The sequence below is a fragment of the Sedimenticola sp. genome (genome assembly GCF_050289425.1).
Lineage (GTDB): Bacteria > Pseudomonadota > Gammaproteobacteria > Chromatiales > Chromatiaceae > Sedimenticola.
This window is the reverse complement of record NZ_JBNKFS010000027.1, coordinates 12,521-29,569: the sequence shown is the minus strand read 5'-3', so window position 1 is coordinate 29,569 and position 17,049 is coordinate 12,521. Positions and strand designations below refer to the sequence as shown.

The window sequence follows — 17,049 nt, the reverse complement described above, 5'->3', positions numbered from 1 at the left end:
CCTACTGATCCAACGTCGAGTGATTGGCCGTTGCGGACGATTCACCAGGCACTTCCCCCGGCACTTCTCCCGGTAAGGCGTACTCCACCTTTTCATAAAAGGGAAATGTGGTGACATAACCTGGTACCGGGGTGCGCTCACTGCCCGACAGGTGGGGAAAGATATACATCACCAGCGTAGGATTCGGCAGACGAGGAAATACCGTGTCGATTTCATTAGCAGCCTCTCGCACAAAGCCCTGGTAGTGGTCGATACCAGATTGCGGTAACGGCTGACCACCGATGACTCGCCGGTGGTCTGGCTTCTGAACATCCACCATGTGCTGATCGTAAATGGACTTCATGGTCGGGCCGTCCTGCGGTAGTACTGTCTCTTTAGTGCTGGCGCAGCCGACCATCAGAGCGCTAGTCCAGACCAGAACCAGTGATAATCGTCGCTTGCTGGAAAAGATTCGTTTCATGATGAAGTTTCCTGCCGTTGGAATGGAAATCGATGGGGAGTTCATGATCAACGTGGATTGCCAGCTCGACACCGGCGGGCACGAAGACCGCATCGAAGCTCTGTGCCTGACGCTCCCGCAACCACTGGGCGACTTCGTCGCTACCGCCGCTCAGGGTTTTGCCCAGTACGTATTTACCGGTCTCACCGGAGACCACACTGGTGGCCGAGCCTGAATCATTGATCAGCGTTGTGGTTTCGGCCTGTGCTGCCGCTTCACCGGCGGCTTCGAGGGCCATCACACCAATGCGTTGTGTCAGGAATGCGGGAGCGTTGGTCTTGCGTTCGCCCGTGATACAGGGGATGCCCCGCGCATCGGAGATCCAGCCCAGCGGTCTATCGCTGCTTCCACTGGAACCACCCCGTTGGTTGCCGCCACTGGACTTTTCATCAGAGGAAATGGTCTGAATGGTGCCGTCCTCGAACACGAAGGTCACCGATTCCAATTTCCCGGTCACACAGGAGAGCGTCCAGTCGCCAACAGCCGTTCCACTCCAGATCATGCCCTCAATACCGGGTATGCGCAGTCCATTGGCGGCCAGGTTTTCTTTACCGGTAATCACCTTGAACGGCATGGGGTCGCGCACCTGCCCCTGAATTGGCACCCTGCCCACCAAGGCGGTCATGCCAGTGGAGCCAATCAGAGTGGCATTGCGCGGCACGGTGTAGACCGGCAGAGCGGTATTGAGGGCTTCGGATCCTTTCGCTACCAGCGATTTCACTTCCGGACCGGCGCTATCTAACGCATTGCGGCTGCCGCGAGTGAAGCGGTTAAGCAACGTCTCCTTATCAGCATCAGGCGATGGCGCAAGCTCCAGGGGGTTGACCCACACCAGTGATTCCGCTTCCGACGCCGATGTTCTGACACCATCCAGGCCGAGCCCGACCGGAATATCAGAACCCGTGGAAGACCGCTGTGTCGATGATGTCCCAAAGCGGTTGGCCAGGGAATCCACCCTCGCCGTCAACGCGGCGATGGCCGACGTGGTTTCGCTTGACGCGGCGTCCGTACGTTTTGTCTCCAAGGCTGTCTGCACTCTCGACAGCACGTTGTTTTCGATCTGCTTTCGGTCTTCGATCAAATCGCGGTTTTCCTGTTTGAGTGCGGTGTTATCCCGGCGCAAGGCGTTGAGCTCCGAAGTCATGGCGCTGACATTGGCCGTCAGTGTCTTGATGGTATCCGCCGGGGTATCGGCATCCGGTTTCGGTGCCTGTGGCACGGCTTCCAACAGCTGGGGTTGATGGTCACTCGGGGAACAGGACTTCACTGCGACGAGCACCGCCATCAGCACAACGGAACCGGCAAGAAGTGGTAACAAACGATTACTGGTGACCATCGACATGGTGGATTTCTATCCTCTCTCAAAGCGCCACATCAAAAGGCCGCATCAAAGCGCCGATCCGACACCAGATAGACGGCTGTGGTATCGGCCTCACTGCCAGCGGGTAACAGGCGATTGTGCTGAAAGGTTGCCGCCAGCCATGACCCGCGCAGTTCGCGTGGATCCAGCACGACGGGGCTTTGGGTACGATTGATCAGCTTGACGGCAGTGACGTACCGCAAACCCGCCTTCCAGGCAGCAACCGGCACGGCTTCGATCTTGCCGCCCAATACCAGATCGACCGGTTCGGGGTTCACGGGTATGGCTACCACGCCCGGCTGCCGGGGGATCAGTCGTGTTGGCGCATAGAGTTGTTGCGCGGCATAACGGGTTAAAGCGGCATAACCCAAAGGCTGTGATCGCTTGTCCGATGTCGACTGATCGGCACCAGCATCTTGCGGTGACTCCAGCAGTATCTGCACATCCGACAATGATCGACTGTCTGCTCCGCCTGGCACCGCTGAAATATCGAGGACGTAGATCGGGCCGTCGGTTTCCGAGCGCACCATGACACGGGTGGGCTCAAAGGCTTGCCTAGCCAACAGGTATAGGGTGCCGTTGATGCTTTGGCTGCGCAGCAACGGTGTCAGTGACTGCGGCAGCCCAATGCTCACCGAATCCGGAAAATGCACCAGGCGCTCTTCACCAACGACCAATGGAATTGCGATGGGCGCTTTGTTCCATACAACGCGTTCAGGAGTACTCAATGCCGCGTCATCGACTTGTGCAAAGGACAGCAGCGGGAAACAGAGACTGAGCAAAGCGATCCACCTCAATGACGCACAGAAATCACGGGAATTCATTGGGTTGATTCCTTATTGGTAATGGCGCCAGTCACACTGGGTTCAGCCAGCTCGGCATCGGTTAATCGACGCGGGCCGTCGCTAGAGTACCCATCGAGTGCCAAGCCCCAGGGATTGGTTTCCGGATCGATAGCCTGACGCACCACCCGAATCGGGTAGCGAATCGTGGTTTGCTTGACGGTCATGCCTTTCACAGACTCCAGCAGATCCAGATCCAGCCAGACAATCCAGACATCGGGCGACAACACATCGACGCGGCGCTCCTCGTAGCCGTGCCCTGGAACCTCATGGACACCGCGCACCCGGTAGGCCAACTCGCCGCGCCGGGCTTTGAGTTCCATATCGGCGATCAGGTCATTACGGTAGCGCGGTGTCAGGTAGGGCGAGATCCGAAAAATTGCGCTGCCGTAATCCGTTGCGCCGTTTTCTGGCCAGCGATTGAGCTGCTGGAAAATGTAGAACGCAAAGGCATAGACATTGGCCGGAGGCACTTCTTCGGCCGCCAGAACAGCACCCGACCGCAGATCAGGTGGCACATAAACACGCAGCTGCTTGGGTGCCTGGCTCCAACCGATCCAGAGCGCGAGAATGATCATCCCTTGCAAGCCAATCACGATCCACAGGGAGCGCAAATGGGACCGCACGTTATCGATTTCGAGTCGGTAGCGGCGCATAGTGCGTTCTCCCTATATCCCAGGAACCGCTGCGTAGTACCCAGGGCGTGCGATTCAGCCCCATCGTCTGCAGACGAATACGCAGCCACTGCTGGTAATAGCCTTCAGGCCGGCCGCGTTTGATACGCTGAAACAGCGTCGCAAGAGTGACCACAGTGACCACCACACCGACACCGGCAATACCAAAACCCATGGTGATGGCACCCAGCAACCAGGCCAGTAACAGACTGAGGGGCAGCCATATCACAATGGCCAGCCCCACAATCATGCCCAGCTCTGAAGAAGAGCAGCCTTTAAAGATGGCGGGCTCGGCATTGAGCCGATCCGCCAGAATTTCATGGTCGTTGGACATTCGCGTTTCCTACGGCAAGTTGATATTGACGCTGGCTGTTAAATCACTCCAGCCGCTTCTGTGAGCAGATAGCTGGCGAAGATCAGCACGATCGCGCCGACAATCCCCAGCACACCGACTTCAGCCCACTCTGCCTTGCCCTGGCGAGCTTCATTGAATTTTGCGAAGCCCAGGTAGGCGATCCAGAGAAAACCCAGCACTGCGATGGCCAGGCCGAGCACCAAGCCACCATCCTTGATGTAGCCCTGAATCAAGCCGATCCAGTCACCCGCTGGCGGCGCCGTACTCGGCGCAACCGGCGTCGGCAACGCCGCCCAGAGCGGCAGTGGTAGTAGTACCGCGACCGCTGCAGATAGCGACTTGCGGATAACAACAGACTTTTTGCTAAAACCGCTTTTTGTATTTGATGTGCCCATAACCAATATCCTCTTCTGTAACACTGATAAAAAGGGAAAGCATCCCCGCATCCCACTGCGCTGCATCGCCGTTTGCGCTTACCGGACTTTCTCGGTCTCAACTCGATCGACTCACCGCAAATAGAAACCCAAAACCATCAACACAATGCTTGCCCGCAGGGTGCTCCAGGTCAGATCAAATAGCGTGGCCTGTCCTTCCTGCCACGCCCGAAAAGTGCCTAAAGCCACCCAGATCACCCAGACAAACGCCAACACCAACACCATCGACGCGATGGCCGTCAGCATGATGGCTGGGGTAATACCGGAACCGGCTTGAAAAGCTGTTTGTTGTGCGGCGTTCATGACGAGACCTATCGACGGTAATCGCCGCGCAATGGCGGAAATGCGCGAGGCTGAGCACGGGGAGAGTCGATGTGTGACTGGATGCCGTCCTTGATTTGCTTCAGGTCCTGACGCAGCCAGTCATAACGAAATCGGATACGGGAATCCTGCTCGGCGTTGGCCTCGGCACGCTTGATTAATGACTCGAGGGCATTGAGTTCATGGATGACTTTGGCGAGCGCCTCGCGCTCGGCGTCTGCATTGGCAAAAGCCGCCGGCGTGACAACCAAGCCTATAATCAGAAAAGAAGGTAGCCAGAGATGGCGTTTCATAGCACTGCTGCTCCCGTGAGTTGTTACGGGGCATAGTGCTAGAATTAACTGGGAAGGACGATGGGAAATCTATTCGGTGGGTGGCGTGGTTTTTCTAGCTCTTTCTTATTTCGAATTTATAGACTGTGTGGCCCGACAATAGGACACTGAGGGAAAATCGGCTCAAGAACTAAAGCATGGAATTTCGCGCGGGTAAGCGCCACCCGTAATATTTTTCGGCTACGTTGGTATGGGTGGTCATCCCCCCACCACACAAACGAAGACTCCAAATTTTTTCCATTGTGTCGACCCTCTCGAACCACAACAACACCATCAAACTGTTTTCCCTTTGACTTGTGTATCGTCATCACCTGAATACCAGGTGGATCATCAATTCCACTTAAAATCTGATCCTGAGCCAGAGCTGTATCGAGAACCTCTCTCGCATCAGTATATTGGCCATCTCTAACCCACAAAGCCCCAAGACCTGCACTTATACGACGGCCTCGATTAAACGCAACTAAGTAATCCAAATTTCTGGCTACTTCGGTCAAATCCTTGTCCTGTGTTTTGCGAAGTTCTCGTTTAATAAAATTCCAATCTTTAGCTGGATCTCCGGTAAATCCGTTTGATCTCATCGAATCAATTAGCCCCAACACATTCTTAACAAAAGCCGCAGTTGAAACTTTACCAGCGTTAGCTTTTACAGCCCAATCCAGCCACTTTGTCGCCGATGCACGTCCTGCAGCTTTTTTTGCTGACGCCAACAATTCAAGAGCGCAAGCAAGATCAAGAATACGATCGGACTCAAATTTCGGCTCCAATAAAAAAGCAGCAAATCTCGCATTTAAAATTGCCTCAGCCTCATCGAAAGCGAGGCTGTGTCGTACGGGCTTCTCCCCAGAACTCAATGCTGATGAAATTTTTGCCGCTGATGCCCCAGAGTGTGTTAGCACAGCTATACTCTTCGCATAAGAACCAGTTGCTTTCCGAATTGCTCGCTGCAAAGCGCCAAGTGACATTCGCAAGACGCTACTTTGATCCCGAGTCTTAGGGTTATAGGATATAGACGATACTCCAGCATATGGTGCACCTCTTACATTACCCATAAGAATATCCTGCCCAAACAAGGCTATCTCTGTTCCTGAACTTCGATGATTCTGAGCTCCTAAATCAATCTCCAGAGGATCCAAGGTAGATCTTATTGCCAAAATTCTCTCTGGACCAACACCAGGGAGGTGATCAAATATTTGTTGCTCTAAGTCAGCCAAACAAACAATTTGGCTCTGCCTCGCAAGTAATTCGATACACTTCCAAGCATCTGGCCCCGTATCCTGTGCCTCATCCACAATGATGAGGGGATACTTATTTGATACGAAATTTCTTATATGATCACTGTTTTCAAGCAAACAAAGCGCATTTTCCGAAAACAGATCAAACGCAATTAATCCTTCTTCCTTGAATAGCCGATCACGCTCGCCCAACCAAGCAACCCAATCAGGATTTTTTATATTTCGGTCTTTCTTTTTAATCGAGCCGTAGTATACCTTTTCATCTGAAGGTAAAAGTATTTTGATTTTTTTGGGAGACCCAAGGAGATAGCCGTGTGTTGAAATTAGCGACCAGAAGAAGGAATGGAACGTTTGCATGCTCAGCATATTTCTTTTCTCTTTTGGCACTTGCTGACGCATTGCTTCACCAACCCGAGCAACGGCAGCTCTAGAAAAGCTCAGAAACAATACCGATTGCCAAGATTCCATACCAGAAATTATCCGGGCAACGGCCTTTTTTAATGCAATGGTTGTTTTCCCGCTTCCAGGCCCACCTAAAACCAATGCATGCCCAGTACAATTCAAAAGATCCTGGCGAAGCTGGCATATCTCCATGTTTACATCCTGCATCAAAGAAAACTTACCTTATCTTCCTGTCCGGCTTCAGAATCAGTGCTTGCTATTGGTTTTGGAAATAACTCATACACTTTATTTAAGAAATCCACCGCTGTTTGAGGCAGCTCTTGCGCTGTGCAACCTTCAAGTAACCGAGCAGCCCAGCCGGTCCCTTTGTTTCCTTTTAAAGCCGACTTCACGATCTGCTTTAGGTCATCATCACCTGGTCTTTCTTCAGGAATTTGAAATCCGCCATTATCACCAGAATTGCGCAGATCATTCAGAAAATCCCACTGCCGATTGAGACCAACCTCATTGACAATTAACACCTCAAAACCTGTATGTGGATGTTCAAAATCAATATCAAAAGCATCTATTAGCTCTTGCTTCTTTTCCGGCTTTCGATCTATGTGGTCATAAAATGAAAATGTTTTTAACCCAAGGTCTTTGAAAAATTTTCCAAATTTTGACATGTTACTTTCTGTTTCAGCATCAAAGAAAACAACACCGGCGATGTCTAGTGGCTGCAAATCTAGATTATTTTCTTCCATGATTCTGGCAATGACAGGCAGGGAGTGAAATTCTGTCAGCCCCTCAACGACGATCGATCCTTTACCTAACATACATTCTGAAAGCCCTCTTCGAGCATAGCGCTGAAAATCCTTATTTTTTAGCCCACTCGCATCCGATATCTTCATAGTAGAAACATAAGCATCATTGTCTCTTTTTAGCAGTAGGGTTTGATTAGGTTCAAACCTCTCAATGACAAACGGAGAATGTGATGTCACAAAAGCTTGACTTGTATTACGAAGCAGATAATCCGCTATTCTACGCTGAGTATGTGGGGGAAGAGCAATCTCAGGCTCTTCCATCGCGAAAATCACCGAGCTTGGTTTTAATTCTGCAATAAACGACAACAGAGCGAGAACGAGTACGTTTAAAGTCCCTGTTCCAACCTGTTGAAATGGTACGGGAGCTTGATCCTTGGACATCGACAAGAAAAACGCCATTGTTTTACGAAGATGCTCTCTTGTTAACTGAGAAACATGTAATTTAGTCGCACGCCCATCAATTTCAGAAGAGATATATTTCCCCAGACGCTCTTCTATTGAGTTCAGTACCGGATCAAGATGAGCCGCGTCTTTTTCAATATTAAGATTACGTAAGCGATCTATAGCCTTTTCCCATAACCCTCCACGGGCACCTTCAAGCCGCAATATGATATCAAGCAAAGATCCTCGTTCGAGGCTCAACGCCCGAGAACCGGTTCTAAGAGTTCGAAGGTATAAAAAGCCAAACATTCTCTTGACGGATTTTCCTACTTTATCCAGCTCACCAGGTTCGGCAGTTGGACTATGAGAGAAATAAGTCTGCGCTTCAAATTCGTCTTCAACACTGTCGTAACTACCGAGAGTTTCGAGACGCAAGCATTTTTCTGAAGATGGAGGGTTAGCCGCTGCAAGCTCTCCAGATGTCAAGAGCCGACTCTCTTCGCTACTCCAGAATTCCAAATGCTGACCGCAGCGACTCTCTAATTCATCGCTCAATCCTGTGAGTATTACCTCAACCCTAATAGGTATAGACTCAGGCTCTTCGCCTTCAACCTCACTCTCTTTCAAGTATTGTGCGTTGTAAAAATCAAACTCTTCAACAGGAGGGAACCGAGACAATCTATCTGGACCTAGAACCAAATCGATAGCCTCGCATATAGTACTCTTGCCTATATTATTTGGACCTAATAATAGGCTATGCCCTTCAAAAAGAAGTTCAGCATTTTTAATGCTACGAAAATTTCTGATTTTTAACCTTGCTATTTTCAATTTAAAAATCCCTTATTTTGTTCACAACAACTTTATGAGTTTCGACAAACTGAATAAACAAGCCACGAGCACTTTTTCCAGCAGTCAAACTTTTTACTTATTTCCATCCGTAAAAATTTGATGAATTCAACCTAACCCGTTTTTCCCAAAAATCTCATCATCTCGATTGCTCTTGCAGTCTGCTGGCTATCAATCTTCGCCCCATGAGTTCCACCTAGCTTTGCTCTGAGATCTTCAACGCCAACCGCTTTCGTCAACGCGTCTAACGATGGACCTCTGTGACTGCACGACAAACCCATTACCTGTGCCCAAGCAATGGCTGCTTTCTGGCTGCAAAACACACCTGGAACTGGCGGCATTGGTAAACCGTATCGAGCGACGTGATCCAGCAGGATCGGCCAGTCAAAACTCGCGTTGTGAATGACGATAAGCTGATCTTTCAGGTAGTCGGCAATCGGGTTCCACTGGGAATCAAAGGCAGCAAACTCCGCTGCCTGTTCGTTAGTAATGCCGTGTATCCTTTGCGCTTCTTCTGAAATGCGTTTTTGTGGCCGTGTTTTAAATTCGACGGATTCCGCTATCTCTCGATTTCTCACCACGGTGATGCCAAGTGTCACGATATCCGGCGGGCCGTTTTCGTCAGGGAGTCCGGTGGTTTCGGTATCGAGGACGATGTAATCGTCAGGGAGTTGGGTGAAGATCCACAGCAGTTCTTTATACATTGCCATCACCTTCTGCCACTGCCATCGAGAGATTCGACGTTGACGATCGCTCCTTGGTCATAGTGGTAGCGCAGATAACACCAGTGGATCGCATCGGATAGCGCTCGGGCACGCATCACCCCGTAGCACTCTCCTGTCGCTCTCACGCTTTGGTAGTGAACACCAAAACTTTTTGCATCGCGTAACGTGTAACCGAGCTGCTGGGCTTCGCCGTAATTCTCTGGATCATAGATGCCGTCTCCCACCAGGTGACGGACATCATGCAGAGTTGTCGGCCCCAGCTGTGCACGGATTACGCGCATTTCCTGCGTGGTCTTGTCGATTCGGGATTCCCGCAGAAAGCGCGCCCGGTGGTAGGACGATTCGGCGATGGCGACCGCTTCATCGGCAGCGCAGTAATAAATACCGAAGTCCCGGTTGAAGCGACCACCTCGCCCATCGACTGGCGGGTGGGTAAAGGCCGCCATGATCCAGGAAGCGCCATCGCCATAGACCCGGTCTTCCGGCGGCACCAGGCGAATATCGCCAACTTCATCGCGCAACCTGGGATTGGTTAGCGACTCGACGGCGTAGAGCACGTCCCAATCCTGGGGATTGGAGACGCGCTCGAACAGGTGTATCTGGGGATAGCGCGACAGAATGACCCGGTAGACCGGTTCGTTGACCTCGCTACTAGCTAGCGTATCGATAGCGATCACCAGCCACCCCGCTCCGCATCGAGAAAATCCCTGACCACGGCCAGGTCGACCACCTGACCAGCGAGTATCCGGTCCAGCGGCGCCGTGCCATTGAACAGCGGGTTGTCGTTGGGAGTAGCCAGCCACTGGTCAGCCAGCACCTGATCAGGCAACAGGATTTGCAAGGACTTGTAGATCCCCAAAATGTAGCTGGCCCGTTCCAACAGGTCTCGCGTCAGCTTGGCCTTCTCGGGTTGGCTCTTCCAGTTGTAGAGGGTCTTCTCATTGCTGAGGCCCAGTAGCGTCATCTGCTGGGCACCAGTGAGGCGCCACTGGCTGAAGATATTGAAAATCGCCGGCAGCAGTGAACTGGTGACACTGGAACCACGTTGCAGCAGTTGTTCGGCTTGAGCGATCATAATTACCTCCTAAACAGCATTCAGACTGTATCTTTACAGTGCTTAAATGCAGCCTAGCAGACTGTAACGGTACAGTCAACTGGTTCAATGACTTTGTCTTAAAGGTACTTTTTAAAGGTACTGGCGGTGATGGTGACGGCGAAGGCAAAGGCCAGCGCGAATGGCAGGATGATCCAGGACGGGTGCAAACTGAACGGCAGCGCCAGGTAAAACACCCAGGCCATGATGATCAGCGGTATGGCGGCTCTCTTGGCGTAGTGGTACACGAAAGAGCTTTCCCTGCCGCCGCCCCAGCGCCGCAGGTCGCGCCGCACCAGTCCATCCACCAGCGCCACCAGGGTGAACAGCCCAAATACTGGCGTGGCCAGCGTCAGGATGGCGAGTCGCACCGCAAAGACCTGGGTGATTTGCATACCCGCCAGCACATAGTCAGCGACGGGGCGGTAAAACCGGTGCAGCACCGGTCTCAGACCGGTTTCCTCCGCGGTCGGTACCGGTGTGATCCAATGAATCAGATCCACGAGCCCCGTCCACTCGAAGGCAAACTGGTAGATGCGATCCGAGAGGTTACTGGCGAACACCATCGGCTGGGCGGTTAACCAGCTGCGATGAAAGTCGGTGCCGAGGAACTGCAATTCGTTCACCAGCATCTGTCGACTGTGGCCAAGTCCTTGCTCTTCCCACCAGAACGCCATGCCGATCCACTCCACCAGAATGGAGAACAACAGGGAGAGAAACAGCCATTTGAGGCACTGGGCGATGCCCGTCAGCAGCCGGGATACAGTACCCGGCTGTGCAACCGGCCGTCGGGGATCGCGGGGCTCCACCGTGCTCAAGCCTGCTCACCGGCGTCTGAGGGTCGGATCGCTGCCTCGGAGACGGCGTGCCACCAGTGGTCGGTGACCCGGTACCAGTGATCGTTGGTGACATAGCTGCGGCGCATGGCCTCGGCGATCGCCTCAAAGTCATCGGGCATGGCCGTGTCCTCGCGGTCGTCCGGCAGCGGGATACGAATTTTCCAGAGTTGGCCGCCTTCCAGCAGGGCGAAGGCCTGCCCCTTGGGTAGTGTGACCATATCCGCGGCAGTCAGCATCGGTACTTCCGAGACACTGATCCGGTCTTCGTTGCGGGATTTGAAGTCGACCCCGGAACCGGGATCCGACGAATCATCGACGCCGGAGACACTCATCAGGGTGAAGACCTCAACCCGCGGTAACTGTTCGGTCAGCATGGCGGCGGTATCCAGCTCTTTCACCCGCAGCATCAGCAGGGTATTGAAGTTACCGGCCACCTGCCCCGCTTTGGCTCTGCTGCCGATTCGCGCTTCTACGTCGGACCAGGTCTGGGTATAGGCTGTGACCTGAAAGCCTGCCCCGCCGGCCTTGTTCAGCAGTGGCACGAATTCATCACCGATCAACTCGTTGAACTCATCCGCATGCAGAGAGATGGTGGGGGTCGAGTGTGGCGGGGTTTCCGGGTCTGACGCATCAGTACCCTTAGTCGCGACACCGTGCTTGTAGATATGCCCCGCGACGGACACCAGATCCGCAAACATGGAATTGCCCACGGCGCTGGCCACCGTGGTATCGGTGAGCGCATCCAGTCCCACATACACGATGCCCTTGCGGCGCACCACATCCATCCATTCAAAGATCGGCCGCGCGTCGTGCTCATCCTGGTAATCCGGAGAGATCAACCCGGCAATGGTACCTGTAGTCAGCTTTTCCATCAGCGGGCCGACGGAGCTGACGATCTTGTCGAAATAGGTCTTGTCGTATTTGAACGCGGAAATCAGCCCGTCCAGGACGGGATCGTAAATGGCCTTCTCCTGCAGCAAGCGCATACAGGCGATGGCTTCCATCGACCGCCCACGCAGGGCATTGGGCAGGTTGCGCTCTTTGATATCCGCCGCGCGCGCTTCAACCAGAGACGCCCAGGCTTCGATGCCGGCAACGCCAGCACAGTGGCCGGCGTATTCCACAAACAAAGGCTCGATGTCGTTGATGTAGCGACGGATCTGCTGGTAGTCCGGCCGGCGTTTTAGAGCCACCAAGGCGCGCGCAATGATGTTGACGAAGCGCCAGGCGAACTCCTTGAAGGCAGCGGAGTTGCCCTCGTTGGGCAACTGATTGGCGATACGGGTCGCGACCTCGGTGATGCGGGAGAAGTTCCCGATGGCGTTGTAACGCGCCGACAGTTCCGGAAAGCCGAGATGGAACAGATAAAAATCGTCCAGCCGACCGGCGCGCTTTGCCTCGGCGTAGATGCGACGCAACAGATCGGCATCCCCTTTCGGATCGAAAACAATGACGACATCGCCACGGCGGATATCCTGGGTAATCAGCAGTTCCGCCAGGCGTGTCTTACCGACGCGCGTGGTGCCCAACACCAGCGTGTGCCCGACCCGCTCACCCAGATCCATCCACACCGGTTGTTCATGCGGTTCAACCGCGTGCAGGGCGGGCTTGCCGCCGACGGCCGGTAATGGCGCCAGCGGGTTCCAGCGGCTGCGACTACGCAGGGCTTTGGCCAGCAAAGACAGGACTGGCATCGATTCCCAGGCCACTTCCTTTTGTCGCGCCCACTGGTATAACGTGCCCGGTTGAACGTAACGTTGAACCTCGGGCTTCAGGGTATCGCGCAGACGCTGGGTGTGTTGCTGGGTCCAGCGGAAACCTTTGCCCAAAAACAGCTTATGGCGACTAACGGGGATCTGGTTTGCCCGCACGTGGTAATCCGGCAGCCGCTTCATGTGATGCTGGTAGCGCAACACACGCCATGCTTGACGGCCCCGCCACAAGCCAAAACCGAAAAAGGTCAGGCTGGTGGCCATTGCGATACCCGGTGGCATCATCAAGGCCCAGGGGGCGAGCCAGGCCAGCGTACCCGCCGCAAACGCCGTACAGGTGGACCACAACTCCACGGGAGGCCGCAACAGCGCTTCCATCGGATGCAGGCTCATTGCCGGATGCCATCACGGGTAATCAATACCGGGTAATGATGAATACCCAGTGCGGCGGCCAGATCGCTCCCGGAGCCCAGGGTGATGGATAAGCCCTGCGCCGCCTCGGCAACCCGTCGCACATCCGCCTCGGTATCGGCCTGTACCAGCATGCCCACCGCACCCAGGGCTTTGAGAGTGTCGTAGTGAGTCGCCAGCCATTGCACTGACACCGCATCCGAGCCGATGAGAAAGAAGGGGCGTGGATTCCCTTGCGCCAAACGCCCCAGGGCTTCGGGATTCAGTTGGCTATCGGCGGTATCGCCGGCGGCCAATCCGGGTGAACGTATGGGCAATAAATTGCTGAGAGTCGCCGGACCGAGCAAGGACTTTGAAGATAGATTCTGGTCGTTAGATTCAGCCGGGGCGGTCGATTGAGTCTTCTTTGACAAAAGTGGGCTGAGTAACGGCGCTAAGGGCCGGGTCTGACCACTGTCATAAATCACCGCCAGCTCAGCCAATACGGAGGAGTTCATGACCAGCCCGAGCACGAGGACTGGCAACGATCGTTGTCTACGGATTCTCAAAGCGAACCTCCTGTGGTGTATCGGTCAACCGCATCCAGTGCGCCTTGACCCGCTGACCGTATCGATCAGCCCGGGCAGGATCGTTGGGTGCGTGATAGCAGCCGGCGCTTTGAATCCAGTGGCTGTGCTCGACGAAGCAGTCGCGCAGGATCGCGGCGGCCACACGCAGGTTGTGGTAGGGATCCAGTGCTTGCCAGGATGAGCCCAGGACCGAACGATGGTAACGCCAACTGATTTGCATCAGCCCGATATCCACCGAAGTTTTGGTTTCCGTCAATACCGTCTCCAGCGCCAGCCATGCCCTCTGACGCGACGGGAAATAGTGCCCTTCCCCATCAATATTGAGCGCCCACGGCCAGGGGCGGAACTGTCCATCGCTGAGCGAGCTTTGTCCGCTCTCGGTCAAGGCCACCGCGTAGAGCAGACCCGGAGGCAGGCCGTATTCGCTCGCGATTTGCTGATACCCCACTGGCACGGATTGCGACTGCGCGGCCGTCGACCACCACAGTAAACCGATGAGGCAAAGTGTGATCGGCCAATTAGCCATGACCGGCGCCCGCTAGAATCGTGATAGCGGCAAGGGCATCAAGTGATCATCCCGCCGCAGTATCAGTACGGGCAAATCGTGTCCTTGTACGCCCGTATGTGCGGAGACCTTACCTAGCGCACCGGCGTCGATGTTCAGGGTAATCTTGTGCTCGCTCACCCATTGGGGATTGATCTGTTTCGAGGCCGCCCAGTCACGTATGCGGGATTCCTCACCGGCAAACACATCGATCAGGTACAGATCGATGCCAGAGAACTGTTTGATCTGGCTGACCAATCGCTCCAGCACCGCATCGCAGGTCGGGCATTGGGTATCGGTAAAGAACAACACCCGGTCCGACGACTGCCACACGAATTTTCCCGCCAGACCTTGATCCGGCTTGGTGGACGCTACAACACCGGGGTCGATCAATAAACCGTTGGGGAACAGGCGCCGCTGGGCGTCGTCGTAAGCCCGCTGAAACGCCAGGATGCGCTCGGCATCGTCACGCATCATCACTGCCCACTGCTCAGCGTAGCGCCGACGTTCATCGGCACTGCGGGCGTGGATGCCCAGCACTTCTAGGGGTGACAAGGTCGCAGGACTCACGCTGCCCCTGATACCCTGCAGCAAAGATTGGTAACGCTGCCATTCCGATTCATCTAATCCCCACTGGTCAGCACGAAACGTTTGAGAGTCGATACGTTCTATTGCAGATTGCTCAATCGCCAATGTGTTCGAAGATGGTGATTCGGCTACCTGCCGGGTATCCGCGTTAACAGGCAACGTGATGCAAAGACAGAACCCGATTAATGCGATGGCAGGTTTTCTCATGTGATGCTCAATGGTCATCTTCATTGACCTTTTGATCAACGGGCACGGTCAGATCGCGCTGAATGATCAGCTGATACTCCTGATCACAAATACGCACGGAGCATTCTCGATCCTCTACCTGATCGCTGATCGAAACTGCCTTGCTTTCAGCACGCGGTTCCGGATCAACTTGCCTGGACTCAGCACCCCAAAACCATGCGGTAACAAAAACGATGGCAATGACAAAGGCTTCCATTACTGCGCACCTCCCGTCGCATTGGGGGCGGAAATATCCGCGCAACGCTCGAACGCAATGAGGCGGTGAACGGGATCCTGGATAAGGTGAAAAGCAGGACCGATCATAAGTCCCATCACGGTTTGGAGTGGCATGGGCTCAAAGCGACGATGCACCGCTGGCAGTGGCAGCGCCAGCATGGCTTTCGCCTCCTCCGACAGCACAACATCGGCCGCCAGGCGATAGCCGGAATCTCGCAACATCCAGTGGAAGGCCTCCCCCACACTTTCGATGTCGCCTGGAATCGTGATCGCTCTCGTCACCGATAACAGATCCCGCTGCCCGGTGGTCGGCTGAGCGGCCATCACTGAATAGCGACCCGTTTGTATCAGCGTGGTCATCGTTGTGACGGGCTGGTCTGCCGCCACTACCGAATGGCTCCCGACGGCAGCACCAGAACAGCACACCAGTATCGTTAGGAGACGAGGGATTCCGTGATGTTTAAACGAAGACATGTTTTGGCCTCGATCGTGATGAATGGCATCATGATCGCCAAGTGATCTTCTGGCGTGAATGGTTAATCCACTCGGTGAGTGTCGTGCTTATCCATGAGACGCCTCGGCCAAAACTCATCGACCTAAATAAACAGCGCTGATCTGCTCGCGGGCGTGGCCCAATTCGCGACTGATGGTGAGTCGTGCCTGATGGTCCTGCTGTCGTTGCTCGATGCTCAAACTGTTTGCGACCGGTCCACCCGCCGCAGGACAGGCCCAACCCGTCAACGCCTGATAGCGTGACTGGGCATACGCATGGCGCAGGCCATGCAGTTTCGATAAACCTGCCTGAGTGGTATGACGTTCATAGGTCCGCAACTGTTGGATGTAGGTTTTCTGCGGTGGAATCAGGGAACCAGATCCCACCAGTCGGTGGGCACGATTCAAGACGGCACGCTGTTCCTGGGTGAGCACCGGCACGATCCGCATCTTGCCCCCTTTCGTCCAGGTAGCTTTCAGGCGAACGTGATCACCCTGGTCGGCATAAGCTGGGATAAATTTGATCGCCTCCTCCCTGCGCAATCCGAAGGCGCGCTGTAACTCCAGAGTCATTCGCACATGCTCATCTTTAACGCTGGTCAACGCATCGTTACCGACAACCACCGCCTTGGAGTGTTGACTGACGAACTGCCGATCGGGAATGCCGTAGAACTCATTCGATCGGGCAATAACATTGCGCCTATCCACCTTGGCGGCCCACCAGCGCAGGCAATTCATACGGTTTTTGATGGTACCGGCCGCCATGCCCTCGCTGAACCAGCGTTTCACCAGGGCGTCCACGTGCTTCGGCTTTAGGGATCGGGTAGTCATGCGCCGATACCCCATCTCCTGCAGTTGATTGGCAATCTGGTTAAGTATGCGCGCGCGATTGGCTTGCGTACTGTAACTGCCATCGCGATTGCGTTTGCACAACTGTTTCAATTGGTAGTTCAGGTCTCTCATCGTGTACTTTCCAGTCTGGTAAGTGTTTCTGACCAACCACAGGCTCGTAGCCTGACTGGGTCCGCCGAAGCGGATGGGTCAAGGGACACTACTCCCCTTTCGACCTGATAAGCCTGGTCGCAGGCAACCTGGCTGCTCTTCTGCTGAAGATGGTGCCGGGTAAACCAATG

21 protein-coding genes are annotated in these 17,049 nt (G+C 54.3%); all 21 read right to left on the bottom strand.

Features of this window, described 5'->3' with window-relative positions; all coding sequences use genetic code 11:
• Window position 1 precedes the first annotated feature (1 nt).
• Window positions 2–397, bottom strand: a complete 396-nt coding sequence (locus tag ACQY5R_RS16100; protein ID WP_083839454.1) for a TIGR03751 family conjugal transfer lipoprotein — start codon at window positions 395–397, stop codon at window positions 2–4.
• A gap of 7 nt (window positions 398–404) precedes the next feature.
• Complete coding sequence (locus tag ACQY5R_RS16095) at window positions 405–1,841, bottom strand: TIGR03752 family integrating conjugative element protein (protein WP_428610116.1); 1,437 nt, start codon at window positions 1,839–1,841, stop codon at window positions 405–407.
• A gap of 32 nt (window positions 1,842–1,873) precedes the next feature.
• On the bottom strand, window positions 1,874–2,683 hold the full coding sequence (locus tag ACQY5R_RS16090) for a TIGR03749 family integrating conjugative element protein (RefSeq protein ID WP_428610115.1): 810 nt from the start codon (window positions 2,681–2,683) through the stop codon (window positions 1,874–1,876).
• Window positions 2,680–3,357: a PFL_4703 family integrating conjugative element protein gene (locus tag ACQY5R_RS16085; RefSeq protein WP_428610114.1), complete on the bottom strand. Its 678-nt coding sequence runs from the start codon at window positions 3,355–3,357 to the stop codon at window positions 2,680–2,682. Before ACQY5R_RS16085 ends, ACQY5R_RS16090 begins: the two co-directional genes overlap by 4 nt.
• Window positions 3,329–3,709: a TIGR03750 family conjugal transfer protein gene (locus ACQY5R_RS16080; RefSeq protein WP_428610113.1), complete on the bottom strand. Its 381-nt coding sequence runs from the start codon at window positions 3,707–3,709 to the stop codon at window positions 3,329–3,331. The genes ACQY5R_RS16085 and ACQY5R_RS16080 overlap by 29 nt, the downstream gene beginning before the upstream one ends.
• Window positions 3,710–3,747: 38 nt before the next feature.
• Window positions 3,748–4,125, bottom strand: a complete 378-nt coding sequence (locus ACQY5R_RS16075) for a TIGR03745 family integrating conjugative element membrane protein (protein WP_428610112.1) — start codon at window positions 4,123–4,125, stop codon at window positions 3,748–3,750.
• A 111-nt stretch (window positions 4,126–4,236) separates the two neighbouring features.
• The gene (locus ACQY5R_RS16070) at window positions 4,237–4,467 is read right to left on the bottom strand and encodes a TIGR03758 family integrating conjugative element protein (RefSeq protein WP_428610111.1); all 231 of its coding nucleotides are present in this window, start codon (window positions 4,465–4,467) and stop codon (window positions 4,237–4,239) included.
• 8 nt (window positions 4,468–4,475) lie between these two features.
• Window positions 4,476–4,778: an RAQPRD family integrative conjugative element protein gene (locus ACQY5R_RS16065; protein ID WP_428610110.1), complete on the bottom strand. Its 303-nt coding sequence runs from the start codon at window positions 4,776–4,778 to the stop codon at window positions 4,476–4,478.
• Window positions 4,779–4,894: 116 nt separating this feature from the next.
• Window positions 4,895–6,658: a UvrD-helicase domain-containing protein gene (locus tag ACQY5R_RS16060; RefSeq protein WP_428610109.1), complete on the bottom strand. Its 1,764-nt coding sequence runs from the start codon at window positions 6,656–6,658 to the stop codon at window positions 4,895–4,897.
• Entirely contained in the window at window positions 6,658–8,463 is a 1,806-nt protein-coding gene (locus ACQY5R_RS16055) for an ATP-dependent nuclease (protein ID WP_428610107.1), read from the bottom strand. Before ACQY5R_RS16055 ends, ACQY5R_RS16060 begins: the two co-directional genes overlap by 1 nt.
• Before the next feature lie 131 nt (window positions 8,464–8,594).
• Entirely contained in the window at window positions 8,595–9,185 is a 591-nt protein-coding gene (locus ACQY5R_RS16050; RefSeq protein WP_428610106.1) for an exonuclease domain-containing protein, read from the bottom strand.
• 5 nt (window positions 9,186–9,190) lie between these two features.
• A complete protein-coding gene (locus ACQY5R_RS16045) occupies window positions 9,191–9,883 on the bottom strand; it encodes an RES family NAD+ phosphorylase (protein WP_428610104.1) in 693 nt (230 codons plus the stop codon).
• Window positions 9,880–10,281 carry an MbcA/ParS/Xre antitoxin family protein gene (locus ACQY5R_RS16040; RefSeq protein ID WP_035230319.1) on the bottom strand — a complete coding sequence of 134 codons (402 nt, stop codon included), beginning with the start codon at window positions 10,279–10,281 and terminating at the stop codon, window positions 9,880–9,882. The genes ACQY5R_RS16045 and ACQY5R_RS16040 overlap by 4 nt, the downstream gene beginning before the upstream one ends.
• A gap of 98 nt (window positions 10,282–10,379) precedes the next feature.
• Window positions 10,380–11,108, bottom strand: a complete 729-nt coding sequence (locus tag ACQY5R_RS16035) for a TIGR03747 family integrating conjugative element membrane protein (RefSeq protein ID WP_428610136.1) — start codon at window positions 11,106–11,108, stop codon at window positions 10,380–10,382.
• Window positions 11,109–11,113: 5 nt separating this feature from the next.
• Window positions 11,114–13,243: a type IV conjugative transfer system coupling protein TraD gene (traD, locus tag ACQY5R_RS16030; protein ID WP_428610102.1), complete on the bottom strand. Its 2,130-nt coding sequence runs from the start codon at window positions 13,241–13,243 to the stop codon at window positions 11,114–11,116.
• Window positions 13,240–13,758 carry an integrating conjugative element protein gene (locus ACQY5R_RS16025; RefSeq protein WP_428610100.1) on the bottom strand — a complete coding sequence of 173 codons (519 nt, stop codon included), beginning with the start codon at window positions 13,756–13,758 and terminating at the stop codon, window positions 13,240–13,242. Before ACQY5R_RS16025 ends, traD begins: the two co-directional genes overlap by 4 nt.
• Before the next feature lie 37 nt (window positions 13,759–13,795).
• Window positions 13,796–14,278, bottom strand: a complete 483-nt coding sequence (locus tag ACQY5R_RS16020) for a lytic transglycosylase domain-containing protein (protein ID WP_428610099.1) — start codon at window positions 14,276–14,278, stop codon at window positions 13,796–13,798.
• Between the two features lie 90 nt (window positions 14,279–14,368).
• Window positions 14,369–15,169 (bottom strand): TIGR03759 family integrating conjugative element protein, encoded by an 801-nt coding sequence (locus ACQY5R_RS16015; RefSeq protein WP_348431037.1) that lies wholly within the window; start codon window positions 15,167–15,169, stop codon window positions 14,369–14,371.
• Between the two features lie 7 nt (window positions 15,170–15,176).
• Entirely contained in the window at window positions 15,177–15,404 is a 228-nt protein-coding gene (locus ACQY5R_RS16010) for a hypothetical protein (RefSeq protein ID WP_027948950.1), read from the bottom strand.
• Window positions 15,404–15,811, bottom strand: coding sequence for a PilL N-terminal domain-containing protein (locus ACQY5R_RS16005; RefSeq protein ID WP_035526475.1), 408 nt, complete (start codon window positions 15,809–15,811; stop codon window positions 15,404–15,406). The genes ACQY5R_RS16010 and ACQY5R_RS16005 overlap by 1 nt, the downstream gene beginning before the upstream one ends.
• A gap of 201 nt (window positions 15,812–16,012) precedes the next feature.
• The gene (locus ACQY5R_RS16000; RefSeq protein WP_027948952.1) at window positions 16,013–16,879 is read right to left on the bottom strand and encodes a phage integrase N-terminal domain-containing protein; all 867 of its coding nucleotides are present in this window, start codon (window positions 16,877–16,879) and stop codon (window positions 16,013–16,015) included.
• Window positions 16,880–17,049 lie beyond the last annotated feature (170 nt).